Genomic DNA, 17,053 nt, shown 5'->3' on the forward strand with positions numbered 1-17,053 from the left:
GAAGAGTTCCTTCAGGCTTGCTTCAAGCCGCTCCAGGCTTTTGGTGCTAGCGGTGGGTTCGGTCAGGGTCTGTCCAAATTCAAACCAAAGGCCTTCGCCGGTTTCCAGGTACCGGCCCGGCTGTTTGGGCTGGGCATCGGTGGCTTCGTCATAGTTATATTCGGGCAGATAGACCGCCTTCATCAGTTTTTTGAGTGCAGCCCAGCCGATGGTGGCTTCTTTAGGGCCTTCCAGACCCTCCTGCCAGGCGGTTGCCTCCCGCTGGGCAAAGCTGGCGTTCAGCCAGATATCAATGTGTTTTTTGGAGGGCAGAATTTCCCGGTAATGAACCTCCAGGGGAGCTTCTTTTCCGGCTACTTCGTAAGCGGCCTGTATAAGTTCCTGCAGAAAATATTCCCACATGAGGGGGTCGGCAGGGGTGCCGCTAAACAGCAGCTCGCCAGGCTGGCTTAGCAGCTGAATTTCCAGCGTAGCATCGCCCGGGCGAGCCTCTTTGGGTTTATTGGGCCAGATGCTTTTGCGAAGCTGCTCCAGCAGGGCCTTACGCCACAGATCGGGCAGGGCGCCCTGCCAGCTCCAGTCGTCCTGCAGGGTAAATCCCTCTTCCAGAATTTCTTCTTCGCTCAACTCTTCCCGGTGCAGGTAGCGCAGGTCAAACTGTACCAGCAGCTGATCGGGCTTCAGGCTAAGCTCCAGGTGATAGGCGCTGTGAAAGGGAGGGGGCACATTCTCGCCCGCATCAAAAAAAATATCCAGTTTGTGAATGCTGTCCAGGGCTATGCTCATAGGGTGTAAAGGTACGCAAATATGGCTTCCAGGAAACCTGTTGCGGCAATTAGTAGTATCCTATTAGTATGGAAAAGTTATTTTTTAAGCTGCTGATGCTGGTAATGCTTGTTCCAGTATCCTTCAGCTGCCAGTCTAATGCCATGCAAGAAGATCCGATCCTGCGCATCGAAGATAAATATAAAGAGCTGAATGCCGCTGCAGAATTTGTAACGGTCAAGGGGGTACCTGTGGCCCAGAAGACCCGCTTTATCCGGGAAGAAGACCAGGTGCTGGAGGACTATGAAAACCTGCGGCAGATTGCCCTCATCCGCCACGGAGAGCCCGATCTGCACAAAACCGGCAAGTTCAGCTACGAGGAGGCCAAGGAGTATGTGAAGCACTACGACAGTGTGGGCATTATTCTGCCTGATGAGCCTTTCTTTGATGTAGAAGACAAGGAAGAGATCGCTTTCTTCAGCAGCACCATCAACCGGGCCCACAACACCGCCCAATACCTGTTTGGCGCCGATCGGGAAATGGTGGTATCCGCCGACTTCCGGGAGTTTGAGCGGCAGATCGGCAACCGCCGCATCCGCATGCGCCTGCCGCTAAAATACTGGACCACTACCGCTCGCATTAAATGGATGCTTGGCCTGGACCGCGAGGGCCTGGAAAGTTTTAGCGAGGCCAAAGAAAGAGCCCGCAAAGCCGCCAGCCTGCTGGACGATGCCAGCCGCACTACCCCTAAGGTGGTGCTGGTGGCCCATGGTTTTTTGAACCGCTACATCAAGCGCAACCTGGAGCGCGAGGGCTGGCGCGTGGTGCGCGATGGCGGCGACAACTATTTTGCCACCACCATACTGGTAAAGCTGGAGGAAGACAAGCCCGAATCCTTAATAACGGATTCGGATCGTTAGCTGCTGTTGGGGTTCTTTTAGCTCAAAAGCGGCCTCCTGAAAGCGAGGTGCCCTGAACGTAGGCAGCTGATCGGCTGAGGCACCCCAGCCTTCTTTGGGATACCCCACCAGGTTGGTATCCATTTTTCCATTCTCATTTTCATCATGCAGCAGGGCAATGGCATAGGTGCCTGCCGGCAGCGAGCCGAATGCTACCTGTGCCTTACCCCCTTTAGGAGCTACCGCTAGCACTTTCAGGGCCTTCTGATTATCTTCCGGAAATCCATCTTCTGAATTGAACAGGGAGATGCGCACAAGTCCCTTGTTATTTCTGAGCCCTTCTACCGTAAGGTGCAGGCTGGCCGATGTGGATGGGGATTGCTCCAGGCCGGAAGCGGCCTGATCTAATGCGGCCCTGACGGGCAGGGCCTGCCAGCTAAAGGCGCTCAGACTTATTCCAAAAAGCAGAGTTAGCAGAGTCTTAAAGCTGTTGCCAGCTTGCATGTCGCATAATTTTTCCATTAGCACTTTCTACGAGTCGGGCTACATATAAGATTTGCTTTGGCGCCCAATAGGGGGGCAATGCATTGGAAAGGCAGCGCAGGAGCCCCTTTTCTACACTGCTTTCCAGCCTATCTCCTTCCAATAAGAGGGCCACTTTTTGCCCCAGCTGCTCATCGGGCAGGGGGCCAGCCAATAGCCTTCGGCTCAGGCCAAGGGATGCCAGGCAACGCTGCGTTTCTGCCTCTACCCGTTCGGCCTGCACTTTAATGCCCCCGGAGTTGATGATGTTATCGGCCCGGCCCAGCCAGCGGAATCGCCTGCTGTCTAACAACTCCACCACATCATTGGTTTGCACCGGCTTAGGCGTAACCGGTCCGCTGATGCGCAGGCAGCCACGCTCGTCGGTTTCCAGCCCAATCTGGGGCAGGGCCACAAAGTACTCCTGCCGCTGGGGCCCGTTCAGGCGGCGCAGCGCTATGTGCGATACGGTTTCTGTCATACCATAGGTGCTGTACAGGGGCGCTTTTACCTGCTGTAAGGCCTCTTCCAAGGCTGGCGATACGGGAGCCCCCCCTATAATTACCGCCTTCATATCCTGCAGTAGCCGCAGGCTTTGCGCATCCGCCAGAATAGCCTGCAGCTGCAGCGGCACCAGGGCCGTAAAAAGGGGCTGCACGCCCAGGGCGAGCAGCTCCGGAAAAGGGTTGGCTGAGGGAGGCAACAGGTAAAGGGGCAGCGCTCCTTCTATGGCCCGCACCACCATCATCTTTCCCCCTATATAGGCTGGATTCATGCACAGCAGGGCCGGATCTCCGCTATCAAGGCCAAGCGCCTCCAGTGTGAGGCGGGCGCTTGCCTGCATATGTACCCGGGAGAGAGCAATGGGTTTGGGCGCACCCGTAGAGCCGGAGGTCTGAACGGTAAACTGCTCCTCTCCTTGCAGCCACTGCCGGGCAAAGCCTGCTGCCTCCTGCTCATGTGGGAGCGTAAGGGTAGCAGGGTCCAGCTGAAGGAGCCCGGAGGCAGAATAGGAGGTAGTGCGGATATGGAGGCGAAAGGGCATGGCACAAAAAAAGGTGTTGGTTTTCAAACCAACACCTAAAGAAGCAAAATCCAAAATGCTCTAAAAATAAATTGAGCATTGCTGCAGGGCAGCCAAAAAATAAAAAATCGTTATGTATTGGAATACGTGATGCTTAGCTCAAATTGATCGCTCCTTCCACTACGTCGAAGCGGCGTTTGATATCCCGGAAGCTAATGGGCTGGCGCATGGCCGATGCTTTCTTAACCCCTACCAGTTTGGCATACAGTTGCTCCACCTCTTGCTCAGACATGCCATCAATATGGCGGAACAGTGCTAGTTTTTTTTCGGCCAGTGTCATATCGGTCGATGTAATATTTAAATCAAATTTACACCTAAATACGTTACCAACCAACCAAAAGTTCTATAATATGTTGTGAATAAATATGTTATGCATGACGAATAAGCGTTCCTTATTCTGAAAAAGAGGAGTTTGACCAAATTTTCGGATGTGCTTTTCAAGAGAATACACAAAAAAAGCGACGCAGGCGCCGCTTTAATACGTTTAATTTTTTTATAACAAATCATTGCCAGGCTCGCTCCGCCAGTACAACTGGCGCTGCTTCTGCTCCGCCTTGCAGCTACCGGTAACTGAGACCCTCAATAGTCCCTTAGGGAATCCACTTGATGTCCTTAAAGTTGGGTTTCCGTTTTTCCAGAAACGCATTCCGGCCTTCCTTCGCTTCTTCGGTCATGTAGGCCAGACGGGTAGCCTCGCCTGCAAATACCTGCTGGCCTACCATGCCATCGTCCGTCAGGTTAAAGGCAAACTTGAGCATTTTAATAGACGTAGGCGATTTTGCCAGGATCTCCTGCGCCCACTGATAGGCGGTAGCCTCCAGCTCGGCATGTGGTACCACGGCATTGACCATCCCCATTTCGTAGGCTTCCTGCGCAGAATAGTTGCGCCCCAGGAAAAATATCTCGCGGGCACGCTTCTGGCCTACCATTTTGGCCAGATAGGCCGAGCCGTAGCCGCCATCAAAGCTGGTTACATCGGCGTCGGTCTGCTTAAAGATGGCATGCTCCTGGCTGGCCAGGGTAAGATCGCACACCACATGCAGGCTATGGCCACCCCCCACTGCCCAGCCGGGCACTACGGCAATCACAACTTTTGGCATAAAGCGGATAAGCCGCTGCACTTCCAGAATGTTGAGGCGGGGCATCCCGGCCTCATCTACATAGCCCTGGTGGCCCCGGGCGTTCTGATCGCCCCCACTGCAGAAGGAGTATACCCCGTCTTTGGTAGAGGGCCCCTCGGCAGAGAGCAGCACTACCCCTATGGAGGTATCTTCTCGGGCATCCAGAAACGCCTCAAACAGCTCCCCTACCGTTTTGGGGCGGAATGCGTTGCGCACATTGGGCCGGTTAAAGGCAATGCGGGCCACGCCATTGGCTTTCTTATAGGTAATATCTTCGTATTCCTTTACTGTTTTCCACTGTATGGTACTCATATCGTCTGGTTTTAAATTTTCTTCATTTGAAATCAACGCAGGCTGCAGGGGCATAGCCTGGATGCTTATTCTCTATCAGGCAGAGCCCTGCGATAGAATGGCTTTTTTGAAACGGCCGAAGAGCTCGGTGCTGGCTTCACTATTGCTAAAGACTTCCAGCACTTTTGCCCCTCCGTTCGGAGCCAGAAACCGGGGCAGTTCCCGCTCAAACTCTTCCCGGCTATGGCAGGCTGCATACTGCATGCCGGCATCCAGGGCGCTGGCCCGGGCCGAAAATGGCTGATGGGTCACAAAGAACTCCTCAAGTTCAGGCTGGCGCCGGGGCCCCTCGATCATCCGGAAAATTCCCCCTCCGCCATTGTTGAGTACCAATATGCGCAGATTTGCCGGCAGAAAGGTATGCCAGAGGCTGTTGCGGTCATACAAAAAGGCCATATCGCCGGTAATGAGTACCGTAAGTCCCTTGCTCACCACGGCGCAGCCTACGGCTGTGCTGCTGGACCCATCAATGCCGCTGGTGCCCCGGTTGGCCCATACCTGCACCCCTTTCTGATCCTGGGAAAGGCCCGCAAAATTGGCATAGCGCACCGACATGCTGTTGGCCAGGTGCAGCTGTGTTCCCTCCGGCAGGGACTGCAGACAGCGGCGCAGCGCGGCAAACTCTCCCCAGCTTTCGCCAGCCGGGCTTTGCTCAAAAAAAGCTGTGGCAACCCCTTCGGCCAGGGACTGCTGCTCCTGCCAGTGGGTGTAATAGGTCTTCTGAGTGGAATCCTGCTCGATGGTTTGGGGCAGGCGCTTGTTCAGCTCCTGAAAGAAATGGAGCGGTGCTACCGGCACAATGCGGGTCAGGCTCTGAAAGGTATCGGCTACGGGTCCCTGGGCCTGCAGATGCCAGTGTGCCCTGGGCGGATGTTTGCGCAGGTAGAGCTTCAGGTTTTTGCTGATGACCGAGCGGCCAAAGGTGATCAGCAGCTCGGGCTGCAGCGCCTCCTGCAAGCCGGTACGCTTCCCCGGAGCACCCGTCTGCATCAGAAAATAATCCTGCTGGCTGATGCGGCCCTTAAGCCCATGCAGGTTGGTGATGATATCGGCCACTACCGGCAACTGCTGCTGCAGGCTGCTGTGTTCCAGCGCTTCCAGCAGGGGGGTAGAGGGTTCGCACTGCCCGGCTACAATCAGCTTGCGGCCATACTGCTGCCATTCCAGAACCAGTTGCTCCCATTGAGGATCAGACAGTTGGGCCTCAGCCTGCCAGCGCTCTACTACTTTCAGGTCCTGAGAATACTGCCAGACTGCATCCGGACTGGGATAGAAAGGCTCCCGCAGGGGTATGTTGATGTGTACCGGGCCTTTGGGTCCGGTCTGGGTTAAGGAGATGGCTTCGTTTACCAGGCGGTAGAGGTGCCATACCAGATCAGGATGCTCATAGGTATCGGGAAGCTGATAGCTACCCTTTACATGAGGGCCGTAGAGCTGCTGCTGCCGCAGGGTCTGGCCATCCTGCTGATCGATCCATTCCGGCGGCCGGTCGGCCGTAAGCACCAGCAGCGGAATTTGCTGGTAAAAGGCTTCTGCCACGGCCGGGGCGTAGTTGTAGGCCGCCGTACCTGAGGTACAGATAAGGCCTACGGTTTCGCCCAGGGTTTGCGCCATGCCCAGGGCAATGAAAGCGGCGGCCCGCTCATCGGGCACCACGCGAGTCTGCAGCTGCGGGTGCCGGGCTACAGCCAGGGTAAGGGGGGCACAGCGGGAGCCGGGCGACAGCACAAAATGGCGAATGCCCAGGCGAGCACTAAGTTCGGCAATGTCAGTGATGGGCTGTAGCATAGAATGGGATCAGGCCTGCAATATTACTAAATTTAGCGGGCTCAGAAAAAAGGGGAGTTACCGGTGGGCTCATTCCAGAAATCCCTCCCAGGCACTTCCCTGTAATTCCTGTTGAATTTCGGCATAATTGAGCAGGAGCTGCGAAAGGGGCTCTGGGTTCTGCTTTTTCAGAAGGGAATAAAGTGCCTGCGGCCTAACCCCTAAAAATTTCTGGATGCGAGCAAATTCCTCTTCAGGTGTAGCCTGCAGCGCCTCATAGCTAATGGACAATACAGCAGGGTAATCCTTTAACTGCCGGGCAAATACCTGCTGCAAATGCTCTATATGTCCCATACGCTGGAGCAACACTTCCGGCAGCAGCTCGATCGCTTTGGATTTTGTATCCTGCCTATATTTTCCATTAGACATTGACCATCGCTTATTGGCCTTAGCAATTTCTTCCGAAACAATTATTCTTAATAAATTATGCCGCTGCAAGTGAATTACCGGCCACTGCTGCTCCCGCCAAAAATTCCAGAAGGCTATCCCTGTATCGGTATATACCTGCTGGTAAAACAGCTTACTACCCAAAGCCTGTACCTGTTTGCTATGGGGCCTTTTAAAAATGTACGTAAGAAAATTCAGCCCCCCTTCTCGACTGAAATAGGGACCTAGTTCTTCACCCAATGACAGAATATGTGGATGACTATTAAGCGCCGTATGAACCCAGGTGGAGCCACTACGAGAATAAGAAAGCAATAAGAAGGGCGTATAGGCTCGATGCCGAAAAAAGGGCAGAAAGCGGCCGCTCCTTTTGATCGTATTCAAGGCCCGAAGCTTGAAGATAGAAAACGGGCTATGAGGCTGCACCTCCTGGCCTTGCGGAGGCTGGACTCCTGTAGGAGGGCTAACGGCTTGCTTCATATAACACATCCAGAAGGGTCTGGCATTTATGTTCGGTTTCCTGCCACTCCCGTTCTGCATCCGAATCGGCGGTAATGCCAGCTCCGGCATACAGCAGGGCTGTACGCTCCAGGAGCTGCATGCAGCGCAGGTTTACAAAGAGGTGGGTTTCCTGCTGCAGGTGAACCGGTCCCAGAAAGCCGGCAAAAAAGCTGCGGTCCAGCTGTTCATGCGTCTCCAGAAAGGCAGCTGCCGGCTCCTTGGGCAGGCCACAAACGGCCGAGGTGGGGTGCAGCAGCTCCAGCATCACCGTTGGCAGGTTGGGGTAGTGTACCTCCTTCAGGTCTATGGTAAAATCGGTGCGCAGGTGTAAGAGGTTGGCCGCAGCGATGGTGCGCGGCCCTATCTCTTCAAACTCCCGTATGCGCACCTTTTTCAGGCAGTTGATGATGTAACGGCTTACCATGGCCTGCTCCTCAATTTCCTTCTGCCGCCAGACGGCATCAACGGGCCGCATGCCTGCTTGACGGCGCTGGGTGCCGGCCAGGGCTACAGTGCAGAATTTCTGGTGCCGGTCTACCGAAATCAGAATTTCAGGGGTGGCCCCTATCCAGGTGCCTACACCGGGTATGGCTACCAGCGAAACAAAGGCATTGGGATAGGCCGCCGAGAGGTGCAGAAAGAAACTGCTCAGGCTAAAACCGGCCGGAAGGGCTACTTCCTTAGTGCGGGCACATACATTTTTTTGAAAATCGCCCCGCCTGATGGCGGCCACCGACTGCTCTACCAGGTGAATGTACTGCGTTTTAGGGGTGGTGCCGGCCCTACAGGGCGCCAGGGGATAGGCAGAGGCCGCAGGGGCCTCCTCCTGCTCAAGTTCCTCCAGAAAGGACTCTGCCTGCGCCCGCCGCTGGGGGGGCAGACCCTCCGCCGGCCGTAGCTCTCCCTGCTGGCCCTCCCACAGCAGGTCAGCCCTTAAAAACAGGCAGCCGGGCTTTTCCCTGGCATCCAGGGCAGTTAAGTCGGCCTGGTAGGGGGCAAACAAAAATCCGGTCGGCAGCTCCTCCAGGCTGGGATGCACCTTTGCCGCACTGCCACTGAGATCAATCAGCAGGCTGGGCTGCTGCTGGGCCGGCAGGCGCCAGGCCGCAAACGAGTATCCCCTAGCCGCCGCCAGTTGCAGAGCGGCTGCAAAGAGCTGCCCGGACGGTATGGGCTGCTGAAGCGCTTCTCCTGTTTTATAGTCGTAGGTATCGCTCATGATTTGTCTAACACGGCCATGGTAATGCGGCTGATGCATACCAGGGCTCCTTCTTCAGAAGTGATACGGATTTCCCATACCTGCGTTTTTCCGCCTATGTGCAGGGGCCGGGTAGTACCCAGTACCCAGCCGGAGCGCATGCTGCGAATATGATTGGCATTGATATCAAGCCCCACGGCATACTGCTTTTGGCCATCCAGGCAATGATTGGCCGCTACGCTACCCAGGGTCTCGGCCAGCACCACCGAGGCGCCGCCATGCAGCAGGCCAAAGGGCTGGTGGGTGCGGGCATCTACCGGCATACGGGCCGAAATAAAATCGGCCCCTACTTCGGTATATTCAATACCCAGGTGCTCCATCATGGTATTGCGGCTCATGCGGTTGAGGGCCTCTACCGTAGGCTGTGTTGTAAAAATGGGTGTTTTCATAAACAGATGTTCTACCAACGCCAGCAAATGTAGCCACTGAAGTTGGATTTGGGTATGACAAATCCATTTCTTTGCATCCGGCAAGCGACTGTGCAGGCTAGCTTTTTCTCCACGCTGTTGCTCACAGGCCTACCAAACCGCAAGGGGCGCTGCCCGAAGCAGGAGCCCGCCGGTGCAGAACAAGCTGCTGCCTGAATGCTTTATACTGATACTTATCTTAAACCCGCCACCCATTGAAACAGAAAAAAATATACCTGATCCGCCACGGCCAAACCGATTACAACAAAAGGGGAATGGTGCAGGGCAGCGGCATTGATGCCCCCCTGAATGAAGAAGGCTACCGCCAGGCCGAGCGCTTCTGGCAGGCTTATAAAGATTTTCCCTTCGATAAGGTCTACACCTCGGCCCTGCAGCGCACCCAGCAAAGCGTACAAAAGTTTATTGATGCCGGCATACCGCATGTGGTCTTTGAGGGGCTCAACGAAATTCACTGGGGACACAAAGAGGGAAAGCCCTTTACCCGGGAGGAGCATGACCACTACCTGAATGTGGTAAAGGCCTGGCAGCAGGGCGAACTGCATGTGCTTATTGAAGGGGGTGAAAGCCCCATGGATGTGCAAAAGCGGCAGCAGGTGGTATTACAGTACCTGCTGGAGGAAGAAGAGGGTGAGCGCATCCTCATCTGCATGCACGGCAGGGCCATGCGCATTTTGCTCTGTTACATGCTAAATTACCCCCTGCAGAACATGGATTATTTTGAGCATGACAACCTCTGCCTGTATGAGTTAAGCTGGACGGGCAGCATGTTTGTGGTGCAGCGCTTCAACGACCGCCGCCACCTGCAGCCGGCCCAAAACATTTAAGCGCAGGACGGGTTGAAAGGGAAGATACCGGCCGGCCCCGGGCCCTGCCTGTATTGCCTCAGGCCCATTCCGGCTGGGGCGTATCAACCTTAATTAAGCTGTTTATGGAGTTTAGTAATCGTCAGGTAACGATTTTTTATAAACCTGAAGAAAAAAAAGATAAGAACACCTATGACCTGGCCATGCAGCTCTCCGAGCACATTCTGGGCATAGACGTGCTGAAACAAAAAATAACCGAAACCCAACTCATCGAGATCCTGAACCACCTAAAACGCACCCCTGCCGATCTGGTGGACAAAAGCTCCGATACCTACATTAAAAAATACGAAGGAGTGGACTTGACCGATGATGACTGGATTAAGGCACTTACCGCCAATCCGGAGATGCTCTTTACCCCCATCGTTTTCTTTGGCAAGCGGGGCATGCTGGTAGATACCCCCAGCCGGGTGCTGGACCTGGACCCTACCCATGGCTTTAATGACCTGAAGACCTAAGCGGGGCTCTTGTACGCTGAGCGTCCTGCCCGGACCTATAAAAAAGTCCCGCCTTGTGAGCGGGACTTTTTTTATGTACCAATGGGTGAGTGCCTGAGTAGTTTAGGCAATGGTGCGGCGGCTTTTGGCGCGGGTAGCTTTCGATTCTTCCGTTTCGTCTTCTACATCGGCCAGGATGCGGCCACAGTGCTCACACACAATAATTTTCTTGCGCTCCCGGATATCGGACCGGCGCTGGGGGGGTACAATGTTAAAGCAACCGCCACAGGCATCGCGCTTTACCATTACCACGGCCAGGCCGTTGCGGGCATTGTTGCGCACACGCTCATAGCCGCGCAGCAGGCGTTCTTCGATCTTCTGCTTGGCTTCTTCGCGCTCCTGCAGCAGCTTCTGCTCATCTTCCTCACTTTCAGAAGTGATTTGCTGCAGCTCCTTGCGCTTGCCTTCCAGGTCTTTCTGGCGCTCTTCCAGGCGGGTTTTTACTCCTTCTATCTCTTCCTGCTTGCGCTCTATGCGCACATAGGCCTCACGGATGCGTTTTTCGCCAACCTGCATCTCCAGGTTTTGCAGCTCAATTTCTTTGGTGATGGCATCGTACTCCCGGTTGTTGCGTACGTTCATCTGCTGCTCTTCGTACTTCTTGATCAGCTTTTCGGATTCTTTGATCCCCAGACGGCTGGTCTCAATGCTTTCTTCAATTTCCTTGAGCTCGCCCTCAAATTTAGAGATACGGGTTTCGTATTGGGCAATCTCGTCTTCCAGGTCGCTTACCTCTTCAGGCAGGGCGCCGCGGATCTTCTTGATATCATCCAGAGCGGAGTCAATAGCCTGCAGTTCCAGCAGGGCCGTTAGTTTTTGTGCCGTGGTATTTTCCATGTAGTCCTTACAGGTATCGTATCGGGTTGGTACGGATCGTACTCAGATAAAGCGCAATATTAGCAATTTTTTCGCTTAATCTTTCATATATCAGGTCTTTTGTGAACTGTTCGCTCTCATAATGACCAATGTCCGCTAGTATAATACGCTCTTCGGCATCAAAAAATTCATGATACTTCACGTCGGCCGTTACAAACACATCGGCGCCGGCACTCATTGCCTTGTGCAACAGAAAGATACCCGCCCCCCCGCAAAGGGCAATGCGCTGCACGGGCTTGTCCGGCAAATCGGTAAAGCGCACACACTCGGCCTGCATGCTTTGCTTGAGCTTTTGTAAAAATTCCAGGACCGGCAGGGGCTCCGGCAGCTCGCCAATCATGCCCGAGCCAAATTCCTGATGGGTGTTTTCCAGCCGGTGCATAAAATAGGCCACCTCCTCGTAGGGGTGGGCCCTGCGCATGGCGGCCAGCACGGCCTCGGCCAGGTATAGCGGAAAGATCACCTCCACCCGGTTTTCGCTTACCTCCTCATCTTCTCCCTGCTGCCCTATGGTAGGATTGGCCCCCTGGTTGGGACGGAAGGTGCCGGTACCGGCCGAGCGAAAGCTGCAATGATCATAGTTGCCCACCTGCCCGGCCCCGGCAGCATAGAGTGCATCCAGTACCTGTTGGGTACTTTCTTTTGGTACAAAAAAGACCAGCGACTGCAGTATGTCCCGTTTGGGGTCCAGGATCCGGAGGTTTTTAAGCCCCAGGCGCTCGGCTATCTTTCTATTCACCCCGGTGATCACATTGTCCAGGTTGGTATGAATGGCATAAATGGCAATGTTGTGCCGGATGGCCTTGATGATGGTGCGCTCTACATAGGTGCGACCCGTAAGGCGCTTGAGCCCTTTAAAGATCGGGGGGTGATGGGCTACAATCAGGTTGGCGCCCTTTTCCAGGGCTTCCTCCACCACGGCCTCGGTGCAGTCCAGGCTAATGAGCACGCCGCTGCAGGCATCCTGCCGGTTGCCGGTGATCAGGCCGGCATTGTCATAGCCCTCCTGCAGCAGGGGGTGGGCCCAGGCCTCCAGTTCCTCAATAATATGGTGTATGGTTGTAGACATGTCAATTTCAGAATAAAAACCTCAAGATACGCCAATCCCCTTGCTTGTACCAAATTTGGCTGGCGGAATGGCGCCTGCTTCCCCGGCTGAAAACAGAGCGGCAGATTTGCTATCTTTACCCCCTGCATGATGCTACCCCTCTACCCCCTTTCGCTTCTCTACCAGGGCATCACCTGGAGCCGCAACCAGCTCTACGAGCGGGGCCTGCTGCCTTCGGTGGGCTCAGACCGCATGTTGATCTGCGTGGGCAACCTCTCGGTAGGGGGCACCGGCAAGACCCCCATGGTAGAGGAGCTGGTGCGCCTGCTACAGCCCCGCTACCCCCTGGCCACCCTTAGCCGGGGCTATGGCCGGCAAAGCAAGGGGTACCGCCTGGCCGGCCCGGGCGATAGTGCCCGCACGCTGGGCGACGAGCCCTACCAGTATTACCAGAAATGGAAGGGTACCGTACCGGTAGCCGTGGGCGAAGACCGGGCAGCCGCCATAGACCGACTGCTGGCGGACAAGCCCGAAACGGCGCTTATTCTGCTGGACGATGCCTACCAGCACCGCCGGGTGCGGGCCGACCTGAATGTGCTGCTCACCTCTTATGACCTGCCCTTTTGGAAAGACTGGCTGCTGCCCGCCGGGCGCCTGCGGGAGAGCCGGCAGGGAGCCAAACGGGCGCATGTGCTGGTGATCACCAAATGCCCGGCCCAGCTTAGCCCGCAGGAACAGGAGCAGCTGCGGCGGCAGGCAGCCCCCTATCTGACCAAGGGGGTACCCATCTACTTCAGCACCATTGCTTACGAGCCAGCCGTAGCCCTTACCCCTGCAGCCGCACAGGCTACTCTTACTCCCCAGGCGCCGGTTATGCTGCTCAGCGGGCTGGCAAAACCCGCCCCCTTTGAGGCCTGGGTGCGGAAGCACTTCAGGCTGCTGGAGCACCACCAATATGCCGATCATCACCCCTATACCCCAAAGGAGCTGGAGCGCCTTCAGCAGGCCTATGCCCGGCATGCCAGTGAGCGCCCTCTGCTGCTCACCAGCGAAAAGATGCGGCCCGCCTGCAGGATCCGGCCTTATTGCCGCTGCTGGAGCAGCTGCCGATGTACTACATTCCCATCCGCCAGCGTTTTCTTGCTGCTGATGATGCAGCCAAGGGCAGCCCTGCTACGCCTTTTCAGGAGCTGGTGTTAAAAAGGGTAGCCGAAAAACTGGGTCATGTATCCTGAATTGCTAATTTTACACGTGCATTACCGGAATCTTCTCTATTTCACCCTCTTGCTGCTTGCCTTGCCACTTGGCCTGCAGGCGCAGATCGTCGACGACTCTACCCGCCTGGTCTACGGGCCCCAGACCACTACCTACGTGCGGGAAAGCAGCCTTTACTACCAGTCCGGGCAAACCTACCATCCCGATACGGCCGTGCGTAATTTTTACCGCCTGCTGCCAACCGAGCAGAGCGGCTACCGTTTGCAAGACCTGGGCAATGTAGGCACGGCCATGCAGCCGATCTATTACACCCCACCGCAGGAAATTGGCGCCCGCTCCGGCTTTACGGTCTATGACTACTGGTTTAACGATGCCGAGGAGATCCGCTACTACAACACCCGCTCGCCCTACACCCGCCTGTTTTACAGCCAGGGCGGCAACGGCCGCTCCTGGGTAGATGTTACCCACGCCCGCAACGTAACCCCCCGCTGGAATGTAGGCGGCGATTTCCGGCGCATTACCGCCGATAAACAGATTGGCCCCACCCGCACCCGGGACGAAAAACAAACCGTTTCTACTGCCTACGACCTGTTTACCTGGTATAAGGATTCGGTAGACCGCTACCAGCTGATGGCCAACCTGAGCCGCATGCGCCACCGGGTACAGGAGCCTGGGGGCATCCTGGTAAGTCCAACGGCTACCCCCGCTACCATAACCGACATTATCCGCTATGCCGATTCGCCCATTCGCCGGGCCACGGCCCGAAGCGAAGAGCTTCGCCTCAACTACCACCTCTACCACCAGTACAAACTGGCCAGTGCCCTGCAGCTCTACCATATAGTTGACCGCAGCAGCAGCACCAACCTCTATGAAGATCAGCAGCCGGATTCGGTCTATTACCGCACCTCCATTCCTGCCAACTACGGCACCTATACTGATGAGTTCACCACCCGCATCCTGCAAAACCAGGGGGGGATCAAGGGGGGCTACGGGGCCGGCCAGTGGAATGCCTACATCAAGCACCGGGCCATACGCTTTTTGCCGGGTGCCGGAGAAGAGGAGCAAATCAACGAGGTGGGTGCCGGCGGCTACCTGGCCCTGCAGCCCGATACCATCCGCACCCTTCGCCTGGAGGCCGAAGTGCGCACCGATGGCCAGTATCGCTTTGAGGCGCTGGCGCAGAACAACTGGCTGCAGCTGCGCTACCAGCGGAGCCAGTACAAGCCTGCCTTTATTTACGGCTACCGCAATACGCTGGTCAATGAGTGGCAGTATGAGTTTAAAGACCCCATTGCCGACCGGCTGGAGGGAACGCTCCTGCTGAACCTAGGCCCCCTGCGCCTGCAGCCCGGCCTTTCGCTGGCCATTGTGCAAAACCCCCTGTACCTGCGGGCAGAAGGCTTAAATGGCACCACCCGCCCCATTGGCATACAGCCGGTGCAGGGGGCTGCTGCCCAGATCCTCTCCCCCCGCCTGCGTTTTGGGCTTAGCCTGGGCCATTTCCATTGGGATGCCGATGCTCAGTATACCCTGGTAACGGGCAATTCGGCCGAGGCCTTTCAGGTGCCCGACTGGCTGGTAAACAGCTCCCTTTACTTTGAAGGCCCTCTTTTTGGCGGCAACCTCATAGGCCAGCTGGGGGTAGATGTGCACCTGAAGGCCGCCTATTATGCCGATGCCTATGACCCCGCCCTGCGGCAGTTTGTGGTACAGCAGGATTTTCTGGTGCCCTCTTACCCTATTGCCAACCTCTTTTTTGGTTTTAAGGTAAACCGCACCCGCATTTTTGCCCGCATGAGCCACCTAAACCAGGGCATGACCGCCGCCGGTTATTTTCCTACCCCCTACTACAGCGGCCTGCAACGCACCTTTGATCTTGGAATAGACTGGTTGTTCTTTGACTGATGGACGATTACACCAAACATGTACTGGGCCTGCAGCTGCCCACCGACCCCCGCTGGGCCGACATTGCCGAAAAAAATCTGGAAGACATTCTGGTAGACCATGCCTACTGTGAGCAAAAGGCTGCCTCCAGCTGCATATCGCTCATTGTGCGTTATCCGGATAAAGAAAAGCTGGTGGAGGTGCTCACCCCCGTAGTGGCCGAAGAGTGGGGCCATTTTGAACGGGTGATCGAGCAGCTGCGCAAGCGCGGCCTGAAGCTGGGCCCCCAGCGCAAGGATGAGTATGTGATTGCCCTGAGCAAGACCGCCCGCAGCGGCGGCAGCCGGGAACGGCAGCTTATGGACCAGCTGCTGATCTGTGCCCTCATTGAAGCCCGCAGCTGCGAGCGCTTTAAAATGCTCTGGAAAAACATAGCCGATCCCGAACTGCAGAAATTCTACTATGAGCTGATGGTGTCGGAAGCCGGGCACTACAAGAATTTTATCCGCCTGGCCAAGGAATATAGGGCAGCCGAAGAAGTAGATGCCCGCTGGCAGGAGCTGCTCCTGCTGGAAGCCGATATTATTCGCAATCTGGACGTGCGGCCAGACCGGATGCATTAAAAAAAATTCAATCCCCTTCTGCTAAGGTTCTAGTGGCCAGATAAATGTCCATCAACCGTTTGAAAGCGAAAGAAGGCCTACAGGGTAGAGGATAAACTGATCCCCCAAGGGGGGGGCTCGGGCAAAAGTTTTTTTTGGGAAAATTTGGTCCTTCCCCTTTTTGCCCTTTTATTTGCCCTTACCAATTACTGCAAGGTAGTTGATTTATACAGAAGAGGTGAGAGACAGGCTCGAAGACCCTCTGGCAACCTACAGCTCTGCAAGGTGCCAATTCCTGCCCCAAAAGGGATCTATAAATTAACAGGAGCCATGACTGCAAAAACTGCACTACCCCATTCGGCACTCGCCACCCCCCTATACCCCACTACGGCTGTAGCTGCTATCTGCTGTTGTTGCTGTTGTTGTTGCTAGTCGGCCCGGCGGCCGCACTACCCCTACCCCCTATTTCTGCTTTTTGATTTTCTCCTTCAAGGGAAATCTGTAAGCATTTCCCACACCCGAGGGAGCACCCCCTATTTCTTTTGACTTACCCCTTATTATCGCCACCCCATGGCCTTATACATTACCGACGAATGCATTAACTGCGGAGCCTGTGAGCCCGAATGCCCCAACACAGCCATTTATGAAGGCGGGCTGGCCTGGAGCTGGGGCGGCGGCACCAGCCTGGATGCTGTAGAGCTGGAAGATGGCACCGCTGTAGCTCCCGATGCCCCGCAAGCACCCCTCTCCGATGAAGTCTACTACATCGTCAGCGGCAAATGCACCGAATGCATCGGCTTTCATGAAGAGCCCCAGTGCGCCGCCGTATGCCCGGTAGACTGCTGTGTGGCCGATCCCGAATACGCAGAAGCCCCCGAAGAGCTGCTGGCAAAAAAAGAGTGGCTGCACCAGGCCTAATCACAGACCAACC

18 protein-coding genes and 1 riboswitch are annotated in these 17,053 nt (G+C 55.7%); of the genes, 7 read left to right on the forward strand and 11 right to left on the reverse strand.

Annotated elements, in window-relative coordinates:
* Positions 1-786, reverse strand: a 786-nt coding sequence (locus tag ADICEAN_RS09150) for a hypothetical protein (protein ID WP_040396606.1), incomplete at its 3' end; no start/stop codon positions are given.
* Positions 787-854: 68 nt separating this feature from the next.
* Between ADICEAN_RS09150 and ADICEAN_RS09155 the strand changes: the two genes are divergently transcribed.
* A complete protein-coding gene (locus ADICEAN_RS09155) occupies positions 855-1,685 on the forward strand; it encodes a histidine phosphatase family protein (RefSeq protein WP_009195295.1) in 831 nt (276 codons plus the stop codon).
* Here ADICEAN_RS09155 and ADICEAN_RS09160 read toward each other — a convergent pair.
* The 8 genes from ADICEAN_RS09160 to ADICEAN_RS09200 form a co-directional block, all read right to left on the reverse strand.
* Entirely contained in the window at positions 1,662-2,168 is a 507-nt protein-coding gene (locus ADICEAN_RS09160; RefSeq protein ID WP_051068832.1) for a DUF2141 domain-containing protein, read from the reverse strand. The two genes, ADICEAN_RS09155 and ADICEAN_RS09160, sit on opposite strands and share 24 nt — an antisense overlap.
* On the reverse strand, positions 2,146-3,231 hold the full coding sequence (locus ADICEAN_RS09165) for an AMP-binding protein (RefSeq protein WP_009195297.1): 1,086 nt from the start codon (positions 3,229-3,231) through the stop codon (positions 2,146-2,148). Before ADICEAN_RS09165 ends, ADICEAN_RS09160 begins: the two co-directional genes overlap by 23 nt.
* Before the next feature lie 133 nt (positions 3,232-3,364).
* On the reverse strand, positions 3,365-3,550 hold the full coding sequence (locus ADICEAN_RS09170) for a hypothetical protein (protein ID WP_009195298.1): 186 nt from the start codon (positions 3,548-3,550) through the stop codon (positions 3,365-3,367).
* A 310-nt stretch (positions 3,551-3,860) separates the two neighbouring features.
* Entirely contained in the window at positions 3,861-4,703 is an 843-nt protein-coding gene (locus ADICEAN_RS09175; protein WP_040396607.1) for a 1,4-dihydroxy-2-naphthoyl-CoA synthase, read from the reverse strand.
* 75 nt (positions 4,704-4,778) lie between these two features.
* A complete protein-coding gene (gene menD / locus ADICEAN_RS09180; RefSeq protein WP_009195300.1) occupies positions 4,779-6,530 on the reverse strand; it encodes a 2-succinyl-5-enolpyruvyl-6-hydroxy-3-cyclohexene-1-carboxylic-acid synthase in 1,752 nt (583 codons plus the stop codon).
* A gap of 69 nt (positions 6,531-6,599) precedes the next feature.
* Positions 6,600-7,337 carry a sulfotransferase domain-containing protein gene (locus ADICEAN_RS22315; RefSeq protein ID WP_161622681.1) on the reverse strand — a complete coding sequence of 246 codons (738 nt, stop codon included), beginning with the start codon at positions 7,335-7,337 and terminating at the stop codon, positions 6,600-6,602.
* A gap of 79 nt (positions 7,338-7,416) precedes the next feature.
* Positions 7,417-8,673 carry a chorismate-binding protein gene (locus tag ADICEAN_RS09195; RefSeq protein ID WP_009195303.1) on the reverse strand — a complete coding sequence of 419 codons (1,257 nt, stop codon included), beginning with the start codon at positions 8,671-8,673 and terminating at the stop codon, positions 7,417-7,419.
* The gene (locus ADICEAN_RS09200) at positions 8,670-9,101 is read right to left on the reverse strand and encodes a hotdog fold thioesterase (RefSeq protein WP_009195304.1); all 432 of its coding nucleotides are present in this window, start codon (positions 9,099-9,101) and stop codon (positions 8,670-8,672) included. The genes ADICEAN_RS09195 and ADICEAN_RS09200 overlap by 4 nt, the downstream gene beginning before the upstream one ends.
* A 233-nt stretch (positions 9,102-9,334) precedes the next feature.
* On the opposite strand from ADICEAN_RS09200, the gene ADICEAN_RS09205 reads away from it, so the two are divergent.
* Positions 9,335-9,964, forward strand: coding sequence for a histidine phosphatase family protein (locus ADICEAN_RS09205; RefSeq protein ID WP_009195305.1), 630 nt, complete (start codon positions 9,335-9,337; stop codon positions 9,962-9,964).
* 104 nt (positions 9,965-10,068) lie between these two features.
* Positions 10,069-10,458, forward strand: coding sequence for an arsenate reductase family protein (locus ADICEAN_RS09210; RefSeq protein ID WP_009195306.1), 390 nt, complete (start codon positions 10,069-10,071; stop codon positions 10,456-10,458).
* Positions 10,459-10,560: 102 nt separating this feature from the next.
* Here ADICEAN_RS09210 and ADICEAN_RS09215 read toward each other — a convergent pair whose 3' ends face one another.
* Together ADICEAN_RS09215 and ADICEAN_RS09220 are read right to left on the reverse strand one after the other, a co-directional pair.
* A complete protein-coding gene (locus tag ADICEAN_RS09215; RefSeq protein WP_009195307.1) occupies positions 10,561-11,334 on the reverse strand; it encodes a zinc ribbon domain-containing protein in 774 nt (257 codons plus the stop codon).
* A gap of 7 nt (positions 11,335-11,341) precedes the next feature.
* Positions 11,342-12,442 carry a Nif3-like dinuclear metal center hexameric protein gene (locus tag ADICEAN_RS09220; RefSeq protein WP_009195308.1) on the reverse strand — a complete coding sequence of 367 codons (1,101 nt, stop codon included), beginning with the start codon at positions 12,440-12,442 and terminating at the stop codon, positions 11,342-11,344.
* Positions 12,443-12,568: 126 nt separating this feature from the next.
* On the opposite strand from ADICEAN_RS09220, the gene lpxK reads away from it, so the two are divergent.
* The 4 genes from lpxK (at position 12,569) to ADICEAN_RS09240 (ending at position 17,040) form a co-directional block, all read left to right on the forward strand.
* Positions 12,569-13,621 (forward strand): tetraacyldisaccharide 4'-kinase, encoded by a 1,053-nt coding sequence (lpxK, locus tag ADICEAN_RS09225; protein WP_009195309.1) that lies wholly within the window; start codon positions 12,569-12,571, stop codon positions 13,619-13,621.
* Between the two features lie 84 nt (positions 13,622-13,705).
* Complete coding sequence (locus ADICEAN_RS09230; RefSeq protein ID WP_161622682.1) at positions 13,706-15,541, forward strand: putative porin; 1,836 nt, start codon at positions 13,706-13,708, stop codon at positions 15,539-15,541.
* A complete protein-coding gene (gene miaE / locus ADICEAN_RS09235; RefSeq protein ID WP_009195311.1) occupies positions 15,541-16,143 on the forward strand; it encodes a tRNA-(ms[2]io[6]A)-hydroxylase in 603 nt (200 codons plus the stop codon). Before ADICEAN_RS09230 ends, miaE begins: the two co-directional genes overlap by 1 nt.
* A 201-nt stretch (positions 16,144-16,344) precedes the next feature.
* Positions 16,345-16,442: riboswitch (SAM riboswitch) on the forward strand.
* A 250-nt stretch (positions 16,443-16,692) separates the two neighbouring features.
* Complete coding sequence (locus ADICEAN_RS09240) at positions 16,693-17,040, forward strand: 4Fe-4S binding protein (protein WP_009195312.1); 348 nt, start codon at positions 16,693-16,695, stop codon at positions 17,038-17,040.
* Positions 17,041-17,053: the final 13 nt, after the last annotated feature.

Origin of the sequence: Cesiribacter andamanensis AMV16 (assembly GCF_000348925.1) — a bacterium.
Lineage (GTDB): Bacteria > Bacteroidota > Bacteroidia > Cytophagales > Cyclobacteriaceae > Cesiribacter > Cesiribacter andamanensis.